The sequence below is a fragment of the Xanthobacter sp. NM-25 genome, from assembly GCF_022138605.1.
GTDB lineage: Bacteria > Pseudomonadota > Alphaproteobacteria > Rhizobiales > Xanthobacteraceae > Xanthobacter.
In genome coordinates this window covers 236,195-254,101 of record NZ_JACBFS010000006.1, presented here as the reverse complement: position 1 = coordinate 254,101, position 17,907 = coordinate 236,195, and the positions used below count along the sequence as shown (strand labels likewise).

General features: G+C 65.7%; 18 protein-coding genes. 15 read left to right on the top strand and 3 right to left on the bottom strand.

Features of this window, described 5'->3' with window-relative positions; genetic code table 11:
- Positions 1-3: 3 nt before the first annotated feature.
- The 3 genes from MEU52_RS17820 to MEU52_RS17810 are packed head-to-tail and all read right to left on the bottom strand — an operon-like array spanning position 4 to position 2,680.
- Positions 4-366 (bottom strand): RidA family protein, encoded by a 363-nt coding sequence (locus MEU52_RS17820; RefSeq protein WP_238123199.1) that lies wholly within the window; start codon positions 364-366, stop codon positions 4-6.
- Between the two features lie 41 nt (positions 367-407).
- Complete coding sequence (locus MEU52_RS17815) at positions 408-1,781, bottom strand: acetyl-CoA carboxylase biotin carboxylase subunit (protein ID WP_238123200.1); 1,374 nt, start codon at positions 1,779-1,781, stop codon at positions 408-410.
- A 53-nt stretch (positions 1,782-1,834) separates the two neighbouring features.
- Positions 1,835-2,680, bottom strand: a complete 846-nt coding sequence (locus MEU52_RS17810; protein WP_238123201.1) for a helix-turn-helix domain-containing protein — start codon at positions 2,678-2,680, stop codon at positions 1,835-1,837.
- 280 nt (positions 2,681-2,960) lie between these two features.
- Here MEU52_RS17810 and MEU52_RS17805 point away from each other — a divergent pair, with 280 nt between their 5' ends.
- From MEU52_RS17805 to MEU52_RS17735, 15 genes are all read left to right on the top strand, one after another.
- Entirely contained in the window at positions 2,961-3,464 is a 504-nt protein-coding gene (locus tag MEU52_RS17805) for a MaoC family dehydratase (RefSeq protein WP_238123202.1), read from the top strand.
- Entirely contained in the window at positions 3,461-4,615 is a 1,155-nt protein-coding gene (locus MEU52_RS17800) for an acyl-CoA dehydrogenase family protein (protein WP_238123203.1), read from the top strand. Before MEU52_RS17805 ends, MEU52_RS17800 begins: the two co-directional genes overlap by 4 nt.
- A 1-nt stretch (position 4,616) precedes the next feature.
- Complete coding sequence (locus MEU52_RS17795; RefSeq protein ID WP_238123204.1) at positions 4,617-5,105, top strand: MaoC family dehydratase; 489 nt, start codon at positions 4,617-4,619, stop codon at positions 5,103-5,105.
- Entirely contained in the window at positions 5,102-6,364 is a 1,263-nt protein-coding gene (locus MEU52_RS17790; RefSeq protein WP_238123205.1) for a CaiB/BaiF CoA transferase family protein, read from the top strand. The genes MEU52_RS17795 and MEU52_RS17790 overlap by 4 nt, the downstream gene beginning before the upstream one ends.
- Positions 6,361-7,272: an HpcH/HpaI aldolase/citrate lyase family protein gene (locus MEU52_RS17785; protein ID WP_238123206.1), complete on the top strand. Its 912-nt coding sequence runs from the start codon at positions 6,361-6,363 to the stop codon at positions 7,270-7,272. The genes MEU52_RS17790 and MEU52_RS17785 overlap by 4 nt, the downstream gene beginning before the upstream one ends.
- 189 nt (positions 7,273-7,461) lie before the next feature.
- Positions 7,462-8,499: a TRAP transporter substrate-binding protein DctP gene (dctP, locus tag MEU52_RS17780; protein WP_238123207.1), complete on the top strand. Its 1,038-nt coding sequence runs from the start codon at positions 7,462-7,464 to the stop codon at positions 8,497-8,499.
- 87 nt (positions 8,500-8,586) lie between these two features.
- Positions 8,587-9,084, top strand: a complete 498-nt coding sequence (locus MEU52_RS17775) for a TRAP transporter small permease (protein WP_238123208.1) — start codon at positions 8,587-8,589, stop codon at positions 9,082-9,084.
- 3 nt (positions 9,085-9,087) lie between these two features.
- Entirely contained in the window at positions 9,088-10,368 is a 1,281-nt protein-coding gene (locus MEU52_RS17770) for a TRAP transporter large permease (RefSeq protein WP_238123209.1), read from the top strand.
- A 38-nt stretch (positions 10,369-10,406) separates the two neighbouring features.
- Positions 10,407-10,643, top strand: a complete 237-nt coding sequence (locus MEU52_RS17765; protein WP_238123210.1) for an acetyl-CoA carboxylase biotin carboxyl carrier protein subunit — start codon at positions 10,407-10,409, stop codon at positions 10,641-10,643.
- 1 nt (position 10,644) lies between these two features.
- Positions 10,645-12,171 (top strand): acyl-CoA carboxylase subunit beta, encoded by a 1,527-nt coding sequence (locus MEU52_RS17760; protein ID WP_238123211.1) that lies wholly within the window; start codon positions 10,645-10,647, stop codon positions 12,169-12,171.
- A gap of 7 nt (positions 12,172-12,178) precedes the next feature.
- On the top strand, positions 12,179-12,619 hold the full coding sequence (locus MEU52_RS17755) for an acyl-CoA thioesterase (protein ID WP_238123212.1): 441 nt from the start codon (positions 12,179-12,181) through the stop codon (positions 12,617-12,619).
- A 52-nt stretch (positions 12,620-12,671) separates the two neighbouring features.
- Positions 12,672-14,147, top strand: coding sequence for an aldehyde dehydrogenase family protein (locus MEU52_RS17750; protein ID WP_238123213.1), 1,476 nt, complete (start codon positions 12,672-12,674; stop codon positions 14,145-14,147).
- A 330-nt stretch (positions 14,148-14,477) separates the two neighbouring features.
- Complete coding sequence (locus MEU52_RS17745) at positions 14,478-15,482, top strand: DctP family TRAP transporter solute-binding subunit (RefSeq protein WP_238123214.1); 1,005 nt, start codon at positions 14,478-14,480, stop codon at positions 15,480-15,482.
- A gap of 107 nt (positions 15,483-15,589) precedes the next feature.
- Entirely contained in the window at positions 15,590-16,270 is a 681-nt protein-coding gene (locus tag MEU52_RS17740; protein WP_238123215.1) for a TRAP transporter small permease, read from the top strand.
- Positions 16,271-16,275: 5 nt separating this feature from the next.
- Positions 16,276-17,901, top strand: a complete 1,626-nt coding sequence (locus MEU52_RS17735) for a TRAP transporter large permease (RefSeq protein WP_238123216.1) — start codon at positions 16,276-16,278, stop codon at positions 17,899-17,901.
- The last annotated feature ends 6 nt before the right edge of the window (positions 17,902-17,907 follow it).

Here is a 17,907-nt window from a genome sequence, read left to right as displayed (position 1 = left end):
CGCTCAGCGTGCCGCGACGATGATGACTTCGACGCCCAGCGCCGGACGGTTCAGCTTGGCCTCGTAGCAGGCCCGGCCGGGGGTGTGGCCCTGCGGGATCCAGGCATCCCAAACCGAGTTCATCTCATCGAAGGAGGCCATGTCGCCGAGCAGGATGGTGGCCTGCAGGATGCGCTCCTTGCTGGAGCCGACGGAGGCGAGGTGGCGCTCCACATTGCCGAGAATTTCCTCGGTCTGCTCGCGGATCGAGGCGCCGGCCTTTTCCTTGGCCACCTGTCCCGCCAGATAGACGGTTTCACCGCCATGGATGCTGACCTGGGACATGCGAGGGCCGATGCCGAGGCGTTCGATGGGCGTGCTGCTCATATTGGGCTTCCGCTGTGTGGGAGGGGAAAGGACGTCGGCGCTCAGGCGGCCGCGGGACGCGGCGGGATCAGCATGGCGCGGCGACGCTCGATAAAGCCGGTATCGACGCGGCCAGCGGCGAATTCCGGGTCTTCGAGGCAGGCGATCAGGAAGGCCTTGTTGGTGGTGGGGCCCTCCACCATGAAGGCCTTGAGGGCCTCGATGGCGCGCAGGCGCGCCGCGTCGCGCGTCTCGCCGTGGATGACGAGCTTGGCGATCATGGGATCATAGAAGGGGGTGATGGCATCGCCTTCGCGATAGGCTGAATCCACCCGCAGGCCGGGTGCGGCGGGCGGTTCCGCATAGGTGCTGAGCATGCCGGGGGAGGGCAGGAAATTGCGGGCGGGATCTTCCGCATAGAGCCGGCATTCGATGGCGTGTCCGGAGGTTGCCACGCTGTCCTGGTCGAAGGGCGCGAGGGCGCCTGAGGCAAGATCGAGCTGCAGGCCCACCAGATCACGGCCGGTGACCATCTCCGTCACCGGATGTTCCACCTGGATGCGGGTGTTCATCTCCAGGAAGAAGAAGGTTTCCTTCTCCACGTCGAAGATGAATTCCACGGTGCCGGCGCCGGCATATCCGGTGGCCGCGCACAGCCGTACGGCGGCGTCCGCCATGGCGGATCGCACCGCGGCTGGCAGGCCAGGGGCGGGGCTCTCCTCGATCACCTTCTGGAACCGGCGTTGCAGCGAGCAGTCGCGTTCGAACAGGTGCACCGCGCGGCCATCGCCGAAGCCGAACACCTGCACCTCCACATGGCGGGCGGTGGGCACGAAACGCTCGAAATAAATGGTGCCGTCGCCGAAGGTGCGGGCCGCCATGGAGCGGGTGGCGGCCACCACGGCGGCGAGCCCTTCGGCGGCATCCACCCGGCGCATGCCGATGCCGCCGCCGCCCGCCGCCGCCTTCACCAGCAGCGGATAACCCACCGCGTCGGCGGCCTGTTGCCAGCCCTCCGCGGTGCCCTCGAAACGGGCGCTGCCGGGCACCACGGGCACGCCGGCGGCTTGCGCGATTTCGCGGGCGCGCTGCTTGTCGCCCATGGCGCGGATGGTCTGCGGCGCGGGGCCGATCCAGGTGAGGCCGGCGGCGATAACGGCAGCGGCGAAATCCGCATTTTCCGCCAGGAAGCCATAGCCGGGATGGAGGGCATCGGCCCCGCACCGGAGTGCGGCGGCGATGACGGCGTCGCCCTTCAGATAGCTCTCGCGCGCGGCGGCGGGGCCGAGCAGAACGGCTTCGTCCGCTTCCGCCACATGGGCGGCGCCGGCGTCCGCCTCGGAATAGACGGCCACCGTCGCCAGGCCGCGCTGGAGGCACGAGCGGAAGATCCGGCGGGCAATCTCCCCCCGATTGGCCACGAGAATTTTCTTCATCGGGTCAGCCTTGCGTTCAGCGATGTGGGGCGGCGGAGGAGCCCGCCGGGCCGCTACTGGCGGGAGGGCGCGCGGCCTCCCGATGCCGGCGGGGTGACCACCCAGATCACCCGCGCCTCCTCGTCGGAATCATTGTCCACGCGATGGCGCAGCATGCTGGAGAAGCGGAAGCTGTCGCCTTCCTCCAGCACATAGGTGTCATCGCCGATCAGCAGCTTTATGCGGCCCTTGATGACTACGCCGGCCTTCTCGCCATTGTGGTTGTAGAGGGCGCCACCGGAAGTGCCGCCGGGGGCGAAGCGGAACTCCCACATCTCCATCAGGCTGGAGCCGGGCGGCATCAGGAACATCTTGTTGATGCCGGTGGTGGTGAGGTTCAGGCAATGCCGCTCGTTCGCACGCACGATGAACGGGTTGGCCGTGGGCGGAACATTGTCGCCCTCGAAGAACTGGGTGATGGGCACATCGAGGGCGCCGGCCAGCAGCCGCAGGGTGCGCAGCGAGGGGGTGGCAAGGCCGCGCTCGATTTGGCTCAGCATGCCGGTGGAGATCATGGCCTGTTCGGCGAGCTTGCCCAGCGACCAGCCGCGGCGCAGTCGCTCGGCGCGCACCACCGCGCCCACCCGGGCGTCGGCCTCGGCATGGATGTCGTCGGCACTCGGCTCCGAGGTGTCGGCAGGCTGGGCGGCAGTCACCGGCTCGCTCGCAGCCTTGGCCTCAATATCCTTCGTCTTCCCGGCTTTCGATTTGGTCTCGTCCGCCCGGCTTTCGTGCGTCTTGCTGTCGTTTGCCTTGGCGTGATCGGGCGCCGCGCCCTCGGCCCCGGTGGCATCCACCGGGCGGGTCGCGGCCGTCGCCGCCTTCTGCTTGGCCGTCGTGGCCTTCGATGTGTCTTTCACGGTCGTCTTTCCATCCCCGGATGAGTCACTCAACGCCCCTGCGCGCCGGCCTCCCGGGGTCTCCTCACGACAATTAGTGTGATCGAAAATTTCCTGTCAAGTTTCGATCTCATCAAAATATCAGCCATTGACATTTTGTTTCATCACATCAAACTGAGTGCACTGAATTTAATGTGTCTAAATGTTGGGCACGCAGATTCGGCGCGGCCTGCGGGCCGGGGTCACGCGTGTGGCTGGAGGCTTCGCGTTTGATATGACGAGTGATTTCCTGAAAACCGCGGTGCCTGTTCCCAAAGGCAACCACTTCGAGGCGTTCGAGATCGGTCGCCGCTTTGAGCACCATTGGGGGCGCACGCTGCGCAATTCCGAGGCAGCGCTGTTCTCCACCCTCACGCTGCACTTCAACCCGCTCTACTTCAATCGCGAGTATGCAATCGCGCTCGGCCACCCCGAGACACCGGTGAACCCGCTCATGGTGTTCACCCTGGTTCTCGGCCTCTCGGTGGAGGACCTCTCGGAGGTGGGCGGAGCGTTTCTCGGGGTCGACGACCTTGCCTATGAGGCGCCGGTCTATCCTGACGACACGCTCACCGCTCGCTCCACGGTCACCGGCCTGCGGGAGTCCTCGTCCAACGCCATGATGGGCATCGCCACCTGGCACACCGAGGGCTTTAACCAGCGCGGTGAGCGGGTGATCTCGTTCGTGCGCACCAACATGGTTCCGCGCGCCAGGCCCCGCCAGGATGCGGGAGCGGAAAACGCCCAGCAGGAAACGGCTCAATGACCTATATGACCGAAGAGCGGCGCGCCATTCAGGAGCATGCCCGCGCGTTCACCCGCCGCGAGGTGATCCCGCTCGCCAACAAGCTCGATCCCGAGCGGGCGGACATCCCCATGGCGCTGCGCGACAAGCTGGGTGAGCTCGGCTATTTCGGCATCCTCATTCCGGAGGAATACGGCGGCCTCGGCCTCGGCTGCTTTGAATATTGCCTCGTCTCCGAGGAGCTGGCGCGCGGCTGGATGTCGGTGGGCTCCATCATCGTGCGCGGCAACCTGCTGATCGGCAGCCACCAGATGAGCGAGGCCCAGCGCAAGCACTTCCTGCCCAAGATGGCCGCCGGCGAGATGGTGGGCGCCTTCGCCATGTCCGAGCCGGGCGCCGGCTCCGACGTGGCCTCCATGACTACCCGCGCGGTGAAGGACGGCGACAGCTATCTCGTCACCGGCAACAAATACTGGTGCACCTTCGCGAAAGAAGCCGATTTCATCATCCTGGTGGCGCGCACCTCCAAGGCGCCGCCGGAAAAGCGGCATCTCGGCCTGTCAATGTTCATCTTCGAGAAGAAGCGGGGTGAGTTCCCCGAAGGCATGGCCGGATCTCCCATTCCGAAAATCGGCTATTTCGGCATGAAGACCTATGAGCTGGCCTTCGACAATTTCCGCATTCCCGCCGAAAACATGATCGGTGAGGAAGGCAAGGGTTTCTATTACGCCACCCAGGGGCTGGAAAGCGCCCGCGCCCAGACGGCGGCGCGGGCCGTGGGTGTCGCCCGGGCGGGGCTGGAAGACGCCATCACCTATTCCAAGGAACGGGTGCAGTTCGGCCAGCCCATCGCCGCCTTCCAGGAAACCCGCTTCAAGATCGCCCGCATGGCCACCGAAGTGGAGGCCTGCCGGCAGTTCACGCATTTCGTGTGCAACCAGATCGACACCGGCGTGCGCTGTGACCGCGAGGCCTCCATGGCCAAATATATCGCCAGCGAGATGGCCGAGCGGGTGACCTCCGACGCGCTGCAGATCCATGGCGGCGCCGGCTACACCACCCATCACGCGGTGGAGTGCTATTGGCGTGACGCGCGCCTGACCAAGGTGTTCGAGGGCACCTCCGAGATCCAGCTGCGGGTCATCTCCGACAGCCTTCTGGGGAGGATGTGAGATGGATCGCGCGACTGTTGCGACCCTCACCGCGCCGGGCAGCTATTTCGAGGCGTTCGAGGTGGGCGCCGTGATGAAGCATGCCCGCGGCAAGACCGTGGAGCCGTTGGAGAACGTGCTCATCACCAACCTCGTCATGAACACTGCCGCCGGCCATTTCGACGAGCACATGATGAAGACCGCGCCGTTCGGCAGGCGCGTGGTGTTCGGCGGCGTGACCACCGCCCTCGTCGTCGGCATGGCCAGCCAGGATACGGCGGAGAATGCTTTGGCGGAGATCGGCATGACCGGCCTGCGGCTGAAATCGCCGGTGTTCCATGGCGATACGCTCTATGCCTACACCGAGGTGGTGGCCAAGGAGGAGGCCGAGCGGGAGGATGCCGGCATCGTCACCTTCCGCCACTTCGGCGTGAACCAGGACAATGTGGTGGTGTGCGAATGCGTGCGCCGGGTGCTGGTGAAGCGGGCCAGCCACTGGAGGCCGGCATGAGCCCCCCGGCTGTGGCGCTCGGTGCGCTCGGCGATCTGCGCGTCATCGACATGACGCACTTCCTGGCCGGTCCCTATTGCACCCAGATGCTGGCCGACCAGGGCGCCGACGTGATCAAGGTTGAGCCGCCCGATGGCGACGTCACCCGCACCTTCGGGCCGTTCCATCCGGACGATCAGCTCAAGGCCTTCGCCGGCTATTTCGCCTCGGTGAACCGCAACAAGCGCTCCATCACCCTCGATCTGAAATCGGCCGAGGCGCGCGACGTGCTGCTGCAGCTGATCGACGGCGCCGATGTGATCGTCGAGAACTACCGGGCTGGCGTGATGGAGCGGCTCGGCCTGTCCTACGAGACCTTGAAGGCGCGCAACCCCAAGCTCGTCTATGCCACCATCCGCGGCTTTGGTGATCCGCGCACCCTGCCCAGTCCCTATGGAGACTGGCCGGCCTATGACGTGGTGGCCCAGGCCTTCGGTGGCATCATGGCCATCACCGGCACGGAGAATGGCGAGCCCACCAAGATCGGGCCGGGGGTGGGCGACATCGTGCCGGCCATGCTGGCCGCCTTCGGCATCGTCTGCGCCGTGCACCATGCGCAACGCACGGGCGAGGGCCAGTTGGTGGACGTGAGCATGGTGGATTCCATTCTCGCCCTGTGCGAGCGGGTGCTGCACCAATATGCCTATGGCGGCATGGTGCCGGTGCCGCAGGGCAACCAGCATCCCTTCCTCTGCCCGTTCGGTACCTTCCCCACCAAGGACGGCTGGTGCACCATCACCGCCTATGACGACCGCATGTTCGGCGAATTGTGCCGGCTGTTCGCCATGCCGGAGCTGCCCGCCGACCCGCGTTTTTCCACCTGGGAAGGGCGCTATGAGAACCGGGTGGCGCTGATCGGGATCCTCTCCGCCTTCACCGGGGTTCGCAGCAAGAAAGAGCTGCTGGACCTGCTGGGCGGCAAGATCCCGTTTGGTCCCGTCTACAACGTTGCCGACATCATGGCCGATCCCCATTTCGCCGCCCGCGAGATGATCGTCGCCGTGGAGCAGCCGGGCATGGACACGCCCGTCACCCTCGCCGGCACGCCGGTGAAGATGACGGCGACGCCCGGTGGCATCCGGCGCCGGGCGCCGCTGCTCGGCGAGCACACCGAGGCGGTGCTGGCGGAAGCGGGCCTTTCCGCCGATGCCGTCGCCCGCCTGAAGACCGCCGGCGCCTTCGGCCGGCCCCGCACTCCCACCCCAGAGACTGCAGCATGAGCACTCGTCCCCAGCGCCTGCGGCGCGTCCAGCTCGCCGTTCCCGGCTCGTCGGAAAAGATGATCCGCAAGGCCGCGGCCTCCGATGCCGACCACGTGTTCCTCGATCTGGAAGACGCGGTGGCGCCCAGCCAGAAGGCGGCGGCCCGCAAGAATATCATCGAGGCCCTCAATACCCTCGACTGGGGGCGCAAGACCCGCTGCGTGCGCATCAACGACCTGTCCACCAAATACACCTACCGCGACATTCTCGAGGTGGTGGAAGGCGCGCGGGAAAATATCGACACCTTCATGATGACGAAGGTGAAGACCCCTTCCGACATCCTGTTTGCCGACACCCTGCTGAGCCAGATCGAGCAGGACCTCGGCCTCACCAAATCCATCGGCCTCGAAGCCCTGATTGAGGAGGTGGAGGGCCTCCAGAACGTCGAGGCGATTGCGAAATCGTCGCCGCGTCTGGAGGCTTTAATCTTCGGCATGGGGGATTTTTCCGCCTCCATGGGGGTGCTCATCACCCCCGATGGCAAGGTGGGGCCCTATCCCGGCGACGTGTGGCACTATTCGCGCTTCCGCATGGTGATGGCCTGCCGCGCCGCCGGCATCGATGCGGTGGACGGGCCCTATGCGGATTTCCGTGATCCGGCCGGTTACACCGAGGAGGCTTCCCGCTCCCTCACCCTGGGCTGCGTGGGCAAGTGGGCGATCCATCCCGCGCAGATCGAGTGGGCGCTGTCGGTCTTCACCCCCGACAAGGACCAGGTGGCGCGGGCCCGCAAGCTCGCCGCCGCCTATAAGGACGCCGAGGCCCAGGGGCTCGGCGCCATCCAGGTGGACGGCACCATGGTGGATGTCGCCTCCATCCGCATGTTCAGCGCCATGCTGAAGAAGGCCGATCTGATCGGCATGTGATTTCGCCAATGTGTGAATGCGTAGGCCTGCGGTGTCATCCGCAGGCGGTTGCGCCGACCGCGCCGCGTCTGGCCGGTTCCATGTGCTCTCGGTCGCGGCATCGCGGCCGATCCTGAAAAAAGAAACGGCATCAGCCGGCACTTCCAGTTCCAACGACGATTTCCAGATCGACCGAAAGAAGAGGGGAACATGGACACCTTCAAACTGTCGCGGCGAGGCCTCCTCGCTGCATCCGCCGCCGTGGGTGCCAGCCTGGCCATGCCGGCCATCGGCGCCCGCGCCCAGACCGTCTTCAAATTCAAGATGTCCACCGATGACGCGCCCGGCCACCACCGCCACGCGGTCGTCACCAAGTGGCTGGAGATGCTGAAGAAGGAGTCCAATGGCGAACTCGATATCGAGCTGTTCCATTCGGCTCAGCTGTTCAACGATGTGAACGTGCCGCGGGCCCTGCGCCAGGGCGCCATCGACATGGCCATGCCGGGCAATTGGGTGCTGGGTGGCATCGACCCCAACAACGACATCTTCCTTCTGCCCATGTTCTTCGGCGTGCCGCAGCCGGCCATGCACCCCGTCAGCGACGGGGCGGTGGGCCAGGCCATCAACAAGCAGCTCGAAGACAAGCTGAAGGTGAAGGTGATCGGCAAGTGGCTGGATCACGGCTACAGCGACACCCATGCCACCCGCATGATCGGTTCCAGCCTCGATCTGAAGGGCCTGCGCGTGCGCAGCTTCGGCGGCGCCGGCACCGAGGCGCGGATCCGCTATTTCGGTGGCGACCCGGTGCTGGTGCCCTGGGCCGAGGTGCCCATGGCCCTGAGCCAGGGTAATTTCGTCGCCATGTATTCCAATTCGGCCGGCGTCGCCTCCTCGAAGCTGTGGGATTCGGGCATCAAGTGCACGGTGGTGGAGCGCCAGTTCTTCCACCAATATATCCCCGTCATCGCGCAGGGCTCCTATGACAAGCTGCCGAAGCCGCTGCAGGATCTGCTGATCGGCAGCTGGGCCGACCACATCACCGAGTTCCGCGCCATGACCACGGCGGCGCAGCAGAAGGCATTCGACACGCTGGCCGCCAATGGGGTGACGGTGGTGCGCCCCGAGCAGTCCCTGCTCGACGACATCCGCAAGGGCCTGATGTCCACCCAGGATGAACTCGTGCCCAAGCTCAAGATCAATCCCGAGCTCGTCAAGATGGCGCTCTCCGCGCTGAAGCAGAACACCTGAGCCGCTTCACCTGACCCGTCTGGCATCCGGTTTCGGCCGGCTGCCCGACGGGGCTTTTCCACTTCGTTTGCGAAAGGTCGAGCGCTCATGATCGCCAAGGCGCAGCGGCTCTTCATCGGCATCATCGGCGCTGTCGCGCTGGCGATGTATTCCTATCAGATCATTTCCCTGTGGCTGTTCCGGGATTATGCCATCACCTGGTTCGCCGAGGTTGCGGTCTACATGCTCGTGTGGGCCATGTTCGTGGGGGTGAGCGAACTGGTGCGCGTCGATTCCCACATCCGCGCCGATTTCGTCATCTCCCACCTCTCGGTGCGCACCCAGCGCTGGTTCGAGCTGATCAACTGCCTGGTGGGCATCATCTTCTCGGTCTGCCTCATCTGGTATGGCTGGAAGATCACCTTCGACGCCTTCGATCTGGACGAGCGCAGCCCCACCGGCCTCGCTTTCCCGCTGTGGATCTATTATTCGGCGGCGCCGGTGGGCGGCGCGCTGCTGCTGCTGCGCTATGTCCAGCGTTTCTGGGCTTATCTCATGCGCTTTGACGAGAAGACCATGGCGCTCCACACCGCGGTGGAGATCTGAGCCATGTCGATCCAGCTTTTCGGCGTCGTCTTCTTCGCGATGCTCGCCATCGGCATGCCGCTTTATCTGGTGCTCGGCTCGGTCGCCGTCTTCATGTACGCGATCAACGGCGATCCGGTGATCGGCGCGTTCCAGCGCATGCTCGACGGGCTGAATTCCGAGACCCTGCTGGCGGTGCCGTTCTTCGTCATGGCCGCCTCCTTCATGCAGAAGGGCGGGGTGGCCAAGGCGCTCATCGACATGGTGAGCCTGTGGGTGGGGCAGGTGCGCGGCGGGCTCGCCATCGTCGCGGTGGTGGCCTGCGCCCTGTTCGGGGCCATCTGCGGCTCGTCGGTGGCGACCGCGGTGGCCATGGGTGGCATCCTGGTTCCGGCCATGAAGGAGCGGAACTATCCCATGCCGTTCACGCTGGGCGTTCTGGCCTCGTCCGGCACCCTGGGCATCCTCATTCCGCCCAGCCTCGCCATGATCCTGTTCGCGCTGATCGCCGAAGAATCGGTGCCGCGCCTGTTCCTGGCCGGTGTGGTGCCGGGGTTGATCCAGGCCACGATCTTCGTTGCCTATTCCATGTATTACGCCCATCGCTACAAGCTGCCGCGCGAGCCGCGACGCGACCGTGCGGAAGCGGTGAAGGTCACTCTTCACGCGCTGCCGGCCCTGTCTTTGCCGGTGGTGATCGCGGTGGGCATCTATGGCGGCTTCACCACGGTGACCGAGGCATCGGTGGTGGCGGCCTCCATGGCCCTGATCATCGCGCTCTTCTACTACAAGGGCTTCACGTGGCGCGATTGCCTCTCGGAGATCGGCGATTCCGTGCAGGGGGCGGCGGTGATCACCATCATCATCGCCACCGCGCTCGCCTTTGCCCAATGGCTGACCGCCTCCGGCGTGCCCGGCAGCGTGGTGCGGACCATTGGCGAGAGCGGCCTGCAGCCCTGGCAGTTCCTGCTGATCATCAACGTGATCCTGCTCGTCATGGGCATGTTCCTGGAGGCCATCTCCATCATGCTGATCACGCTGCCGATCCTGGTGCCGCTGTTGAAGCCCATGGGCATCGATCCGGTGCATTTCGCGGTGGTGATCACCATCAACATGGAGCTGGCCTTGCTGACCCCGCCGGTGGGCCTCAACCTGTTCGTGCTCTCGAACGTGGCGAAAACGCCGCTCAGCGTCGTCACCAAGGGCGTGCTGCCGCTGCAACTGCTGCTGTTCGCGCTGCTGATGGTGGTCACCTATGTGCCGTTCCTGTCGCTGTGGCTGCCGGACCTGATCTTCGGCAAGTAGCCGTTTCCCTCTGCCGCCGATCCCACAGGGGCCGGCTCGTGAAGAAAGTTGAACCGATGAGCAAAACCTCAGCGATTTCAGAAGTGTCGGGCTCCGTCTGGCAGGTGCTGGTGGCGGTGGGCGACAGCGTCGAAGAGCATCAGGAGTTGATGGTCATCGAATCCATGAAAATGGAAATCCCCGTGCTGGCGCCGAAGGCCGGCCGGGTGAGCGAGGTGCTGGTGCAGCCGGCGGATCCGGTGGCTGCGGATCAGATCGTGGCATGGATTGAGTGAGATGGCGTTTCAAAACGAGATCGAAGAGCTGGAGCGCCGGCGCGCGCGGGCGCTGGCCATGGGTTCCGCCAAGCGGCTGGAGGAGCGCAAGGCGCAGGGCATCCTGAACGCCCGCGAGCGTGTCGCCCATCTGAGCGATGACGGCAGCTTCAGCGAATGGGGGCAGCTCGCCGTCTCCATCCGTCCCGAGGATGAGGCGCGCTCCGCTGGCGACGGCTATGTGAGCGGCACCGCCAGCGTGGACGGGCGGCCGGTGGTGGTGCATGCGGCGGATTTCACCACCCTCGGCGCCTCCACTTCCGCCATCGGTGACAAGAAGTTCCACCATGCCAAGGCCAATGCGGCGAAGAATGGCGTGCCGCTGGTGCTGCTCAACGAATGCGCCGGCTCGCGCATCCCGGACATCATGGGTGGCCAGGGGCTGCACCGGGCGGGCGAGCATTCGGAACTGTGGCGCGATCGCTCGTCCCCGTGGGCGGCGGCGGTGCTGGGCCTGACCTATGGCGATGGCTCCTTCTACGCCTCCATGTCCGATTTCGTGGTGATGCGCAAAGGCGCGGTGCTGGCGGTGTCGAGCGAGCACGTCACTTCGGTGGCGCTGGCCGAGGCGGCCGACCCGCGCGAATTCGGCGGCTGGGAGGTGCAGACCCAGGTGACCGGCGTGGTGGACCGCGCCGTGGACACGGACGAGGAGGCCATCGACCTCATCAAGCGGTTTTTGTCCTACATGCCCTCCCACGGCCAGGAACTGCCGCCGCGCATCGCCCCCGGCGCGCCGGGAGGCGACCAGATGCGGCTTCTGGACCTGCTGCCGGAAAGCCCGAAGCGCACCTATGACGTGAAGCGCCTGCTGGAGGTGATCTTCGACGCCGGCACCCTGTTTCCCCTGAAGGAACGGTTCGCGCCGGTGGCTTTCACCGGCCTTGCCCGGTTGGCCGGGGAGACGGTGGGCGTCATCGCCATCAATCCCCAGCACAAGGGCGGAGCGCTCGATGCGGATGCCTGCGACAAGGTGGTGAGCTTCATCGTCCTGTGCGACAGCTTCAACATCCCGCTCATCACCTTCGCAGATACGCCCGGATTCCTGGTGGGCGCCGCCGGCGAGCGGCAGAAGATGCCGGGCAAGATCATGAATTACCTGCAGGCGCTGGGCGCGGCCACCGTGCCGAAGCTGAGCGTCATCATGCGCAAGTCCTATGGCCAGGCCCATCTCAACATGGGGGCCGGATACTGCGACGAGATGGCGGCGTGGTTCACCGCCGAGGTGAGCCTCATGGGTCGCCAGCCGGCCATGAACGTGCTGCACCGCCTGAAGCCCGGCCAGACCCCGGAACGCTATGCGGAGCTTGAGGCCGAGCTGACCCGCGACACGTCCGCTTACGCACTCGCCAACGCCTTCATGGCACAGACGGTGATCGCCCCCTACGAGACGCGGGATTGGCTGATCCGCATGCGCGCGCTGCACACCCGCCGGCCTTCCGGCGGCATCGGGCTGCGCCGCCTCGCCACCTGGCCGACCACCTATTGAGGATCTGATGGACACCCCCACCACACCGGACCTGCGCCAGCGCGCCGCGTTCGATTTCTTCACGCGCGAAAGCCTGCGCATCGCCGATCTCGACCAGAACCGGCACGTCAACAATCTGGCGTTGCTGGCGCTGCTGGAGAATGCGCGCAACCGCTTTATCGAAGAGCGCACACCGCTGGTTCGCAATGAACAGCGCACCTACATGCTGGTGCATCTCGAGAGCGATTTCATCGGCGAGCTGAACTATCCCGGAACACCGGACGCGGGCTGCCGGATCGTCGAGGTGCGCCGCTCGGCGGTGGTGTTCGGGCAGGGGCTGTTCGATGGCGAGCGCGCCATCGTCACGGGCCGGGCGATCACCGTGAATGTGGATCGCACCCTGCGCAAGGCCACGCCTTTTGATGACGAGGAGCGCGCCAAGCTGCTCGCCCTCATGGCACGGCCCTGAGGCGCCGCACCCGTCTCCCGTTCCGCTCTGACGTCCTGCCGTGAGGTCTGCCATGCGTGATTTCGATCCGAGCCAGATTGCCTTTGCCAATGGCCACTTCATCGGTGGCGAGGTGGTGGAGGGGCGGGGCGGCGACACGGTGACGGTACGGCGCCCGTCGGACGCGGTGGCCTATGCGGAGCTGCCCATCGGCGGGGCCGATCTGGTGGACCGGGCGGTGGTGAATGCGCAGGCGGCGGCCCGCACCAGTGGCTGGGCCACCTGCCCGCCACGGGAGCGGGCGCGCATCCTGCGGCGCTGGGCGGATCTCATGGAGGCGCGCAGCGAGACCCTGGCGCCGCTGGAGGCGTTCGGCTCCACCCGCCCCATCGCCCAGGCCGGCGGCGATGTGGTGTTCAGCGCTGAATGCATCCGCTTCTGCGCCGAATATGCCGACAAGCTCGGCGGCGACGTGGCCGCCACCAAGGCCGACAATCTCGGCCTCATCATTTCCGAGCCCTATGGGGTGGTGGGGGCCATCACCCCGTGGAACTTCCCGCTCATCATGGCCTCATGGAAGCTCGGGCCGGCGCTGGCAGCGGGCAATGCCATCGTGCTGAAGCCTTCCGAGCTCACGCCCTTTTCCACCGTGCGCCTCGCCGAACTCGCCATCGAGGCGGGGATGCCGGCGGGTATCTTCAACGTGGTGCAGGGCACCGGCGCGGTGACGGGAGAGGCGCTGTCGCGGCATCCGGGCATCGGCAAGCTCTCCTTCACCGGCTCCACCCGCACCGGTGCCGCGGTGATGACGGCGGCGGCCCAGTCGGGCATGAAGCCGGTGACCCTGGAACTGGGCGGCAAGAGCCCGCAGCTGGTGTTTGCCGATGCGCCGGATCTCGACCAGGTGGCCGGCCATATCTGCCAGTCCATCCTGGGCAATGCGGGCCAGGCCTGCGTCGCCGGCTCCCGCGTCATCGTCCAGCGGGCGGTGGGGGAGGCGTTGCTGGAGAAGCTGAAGGCGCACTTTGCCGCCGTAGAGCCGGGTCTCACCTGGCTCGCGGCATCGACTTTCTCGCCCATCATCTCGCCGGCCCAGGCGGACCGCATCGACGGCATCCTGGCGCGCAGCCGCGCCGCCGGGGCGGAAGCCCTGGTGGGCGGGGCGCGTTTCGCCGAATTCACCGGCGCCTTCTACCAGCCCACCATCATGACCCAGGCGAACGAGCAGACGCCGGTGGTGCGGGAGGAAGTGTTCGGCCCCGTCATCACCTTCCAGCTGTTTGACGAGGAGGAGGAGGGCTTCGCCCTCGCCGACCATCCGGACTACGGGCTGGCGGCCGGCGTTTACACTGGCGATTTCGCCCGTGGGCTCAGGGCCATGCGCACCCTCCAGGCCGGCACCGTGTGGATCAACCGCTACAACCGCACCGGGGACTTCATCCTGCCAACGGGGGGCTACAAGAGCTCCGGCATCGGCAAGGATCTCGGCCGCCAGGCGGTGGAGGCCAATATGCGGCACAAGACCGTGCTGATCGATTTCGCCAGCTGAGCGACCGCTCGCCGCCCCGCGGTACTGCCCACCAGGGAGTGGAGACGAAAAGGGGTCGGAGACGAAACGACCAGTGGTCCGTTCGTCGTGCTTGATCCCGCCCTACACGATAACGCATGTTGAAGCGCGGCGTTTTGCTGTACCGTGTGACGCAGCGGTACGGGACGCCGGGTTTGGCGCACGCCATCGGCTGTGGGGAGGGCCGGCTTCAATGCCGGTCACCCGCGGGGTCCGAGGTTCCGTCTTGCCGATTGCCATGCCCGCGCCAACGGGCCTGGCGCGAAAGCCAATAAGCGGGGCCGAAGATGCCCCGAGTGGAGGAACGCCGAGATGAAGAAGCTGCTTCTGGCAGTGGTGTCCGCGCTTGCCCTCTCCGCTGCCGCTCCGGCGGTTCAGGCCGCAGGCTGCGACCCGGGAGAGGTGGTCATCAAATTCAGCCATGTGGTTGCCAATGCGGGCCATCCCAAGGGGGATGCGGCGCGGCTTTTGGCCGACCGGGTGAACAAGGAGATGAACGGCAAGGCCTGCATGGAGGTCTTCCCCAACTCCACTTTGTTCGACGATGACAAGGTGCTGGAAGCCCTGCTTCTGGGTGACGTGCAGCTGGCTGCGCCCTCGCTGTCCAAGTTCGAGGCCTACACCCTCAAGTATCGCCTGTTCGATCTGCCCTTCCTGTTCCAGGACCTGGATGCGGTGGGCCGCTTCACGGCCAGCCCCACCGGCAAGAACCTGCTGACGGTGATGAAGGACAAGGGCTACATGGGGCTCGGCTACTGGATTTCCGGCCTCAAGCAGTTCTCCGCCAACAAGCCGCTGATTCTGCCCACCGACGCCAAGGGCCTCAAGTTCCGTATCCAGACCTCGGATGTCGCGGAAGCCATGATCAAGGCCCTGGGCGCCTCGGCGCAGAAGCTCGCCTTCAAGGAAGTCTATGGCGCCCTGCAGACCGGTGTGGTGGATGGCCAGGAAAACACCTGGTCGAACATCTACACCCAGAAGTTCTTCGAGGTGCAGGACGGCATCACCGAGACCAACCATCAGGTTCTCGCTTATCTGCTGGTCACGTCCACCGAATGGCTGGATGGCCTGAAGCCGGACGTGCGCGACCAGTTCCTGAAGATCGTCGACGAGGTGACCGCTGGCGCCAATGCCGAAGTGGCCGCCGTGGAGAACAAGAACCGCGAGAACATCATCAAGGCCGGTTCGGTGGTGCGGGTGCTCACGCCTGAGCAGCGCAAGGCCTGGGTGGACATCATGAAACCCGTGTGGAGCCGGTTCGAGAAGGACATCGGCCAGGACAACATCAAGGCCGCGGTGGCAGCCAACGGCGGCTGAGGACCAGGCGGGGGGGCATTTGGCCCCCGCCGCTTCGCCGGTGTCGTCACTGGAGCCCACAGTCCTGACCGCATCGCCGCCGCAACGTGGCGGCCTCGGGGAACACCATGGCAGCCTCCTGGCCCTATTTCGCAATCCTTGGTCTCATTGTGCTGCTGTTCCTCGCGGAGCGCCGTTTTCCCAAGGCCGTGACACGGCTTGAAGAGAATGTCCTGGCGCTGCTGCTGGCGGCCATCACCCTCATTTCCTTCATCCAGGTCATCGCCCGCTACGGCTTCTCGTCCGGATGGGGCGGGGCCCTGGAGCTCACCCGCATCCTGTTCGCCTGGATGATCCTGTTCGGCATGGGATACGGCATCAAGCAGGGGTTGCACCTGGGGGTGGATGCGGCGATCCGCGCGCTGCCGCGCCGGCTGTTCCGCCTCGCGGCCCTGTTCGGTGCGCTCAGTGTCGTGCTCTATGCGGTGATCCTGCTGTCGGCCGACTGGCTCACCTATCTGGGCGCCCACACCAAGGGCGGCGCGGTGGCGTATTGGACCCGCTTCTACAAGGTCGGCATCGGCCTCGATGACCTGCGCTATCCGCTGTTCATCCAGGAGGCATTCGGGGTTCAGGAGCGGGTGCAGCGCTGGATCGCCTATCTCATCCTGCCGGTGGGGCTGGCGCTGCTCGCCTATCGCGGCCTGCAGGCCTTCGTTCAGATCTGGCGCGGCGAGCGGGAGCTGGTGATCGCCAGCCATGAAGCCGAAGACCTCGTCGCCAAGAACAAAGACGTGTTGAAGGATTGACCGGGATGGAACTCGTCGTTCTCTTCGGCCTCCTGTTCGGCCTGCTGTTCCTGGGTGCGCCGGTGGCGGTGTCGCTGGGTCTGTCGTCCATTCTGACGATCGCCTTCTTCTCCACCGACTCCATGTCGTCCATCGCCTTGCAGCTGTTCACGGCCTCGCAGAACTATACGCTGCTGGCCATCCCCTTCTTCGTGCTCGCCTCGGCTTTCATGTCGACCGGCGGCGTAGCGCGGCGGCTCATCCATTTCGCCATTGCCACGGTGGGCCACTTCCGCGGCGGGCTGGCCATGGCCTCGGTGCTCTCCTGCATGCTGTTCGCCGCGCTGTCCGGCTCCTCGCCGGCAACAGTGGTGGCCATCGGCACCATCGCCATCGCCGGCATGCGGCAGGTGGGCTATTCGCGGGATTTCGCCGCCGGTATCATCTGTAATGCTGGCACCCTCGGCATCCTCATTCCGCCCTCCATCGTCATGGTGGTCTATTCGGCGGCCACCGATGTCTCGGTGGGGCGCATGTTCCTGGCGGGGGTGATCCCGGGCCTGGTGGCGGGCTTCATGCTGATGGCGGCCATCTATGTGTTCGCCCGCTGGAAGGGGCTGCCGGCTGAACCATGGCGCGGCTTCGGCGAGATCCTCAAGGGTGGCAAGGAGGCCGGTTGGGGCCTGTTCCTCATCGTCATCATCCTCGGTGGCATCTATGGCGGCGTCTTCACGCCCACCGAGGCGGCGGCGGTGGCTGCGGTCTATGCCTTCTTCGTGGCCTTGTTCATCTACCGCGACATGGGGCCCATGAAGGGCGTGCCCTGGGTGCTGGAGCGGGACAGCCGGCGGGCGCGGGTGGGCTTTTCCGCCACGGTCTATGGCGCCGCCTTCTTCTGCGTTTGGATGATCCTGACCTTCTTCGCCACAGACAAGGTGGAGAGCGCGCTTCTGAACATCCAGACGCGCGCCCTGTCCGGCCTCGTCATCGGCGCGCTTCTGGGCGGCAGCTACATCCTGTGGCGCGGCGAGCGCGCCAGCGTCGGCCAGATCCCGCTCTATCTGGCGGCGAGCCTCCCGGTGTGGGGGCGGAACCTGGCGCTGAGCGGCCGCAACGCCTTGCGGGCCTTCTTCAACGAGGAGACGCGCCAGGTCACGGTGGATGCCGCCCGCACGACGATCATGCTCATGTTCATCATCGTCAACGCGCTCTTGTTTGCCCATGTGCTCACCTCGGAGCGGATCCCTCAGGCCATCACTGATCTGATGCTGAACATGGGCTTCAACTGGTTCACCTTCCTGATCGCGGTGAACGTGCTGCTGCTCATCGGCGGGCAGTTCATGGAGCCCTCGGGCCTGCTGCTGATCGTGGCGCCGGTGGTGTTCCCCATCGCCATGCAGCTCGGGGTGGATCCCATCCACCTCGGCATCATCATGGTGGTGAACATGGAAATCGGCATGATCACGCCGCCCATCGGCCTGAACCTGTTCGTCACCTCGGGCATCACCGGCATGAGCCTGGTGCAGGTGGTCAAGGCGGCGGCGCCGTTCGTGGTGGTGCTGTTCCTGTTCCTGATCCTCGTCACCTATGTGCCGGTCCTCTCCACCTGGCTGCCCTATGCGGTGATGGGGCCGGAACTGCTGGTGCATTGACGCGGC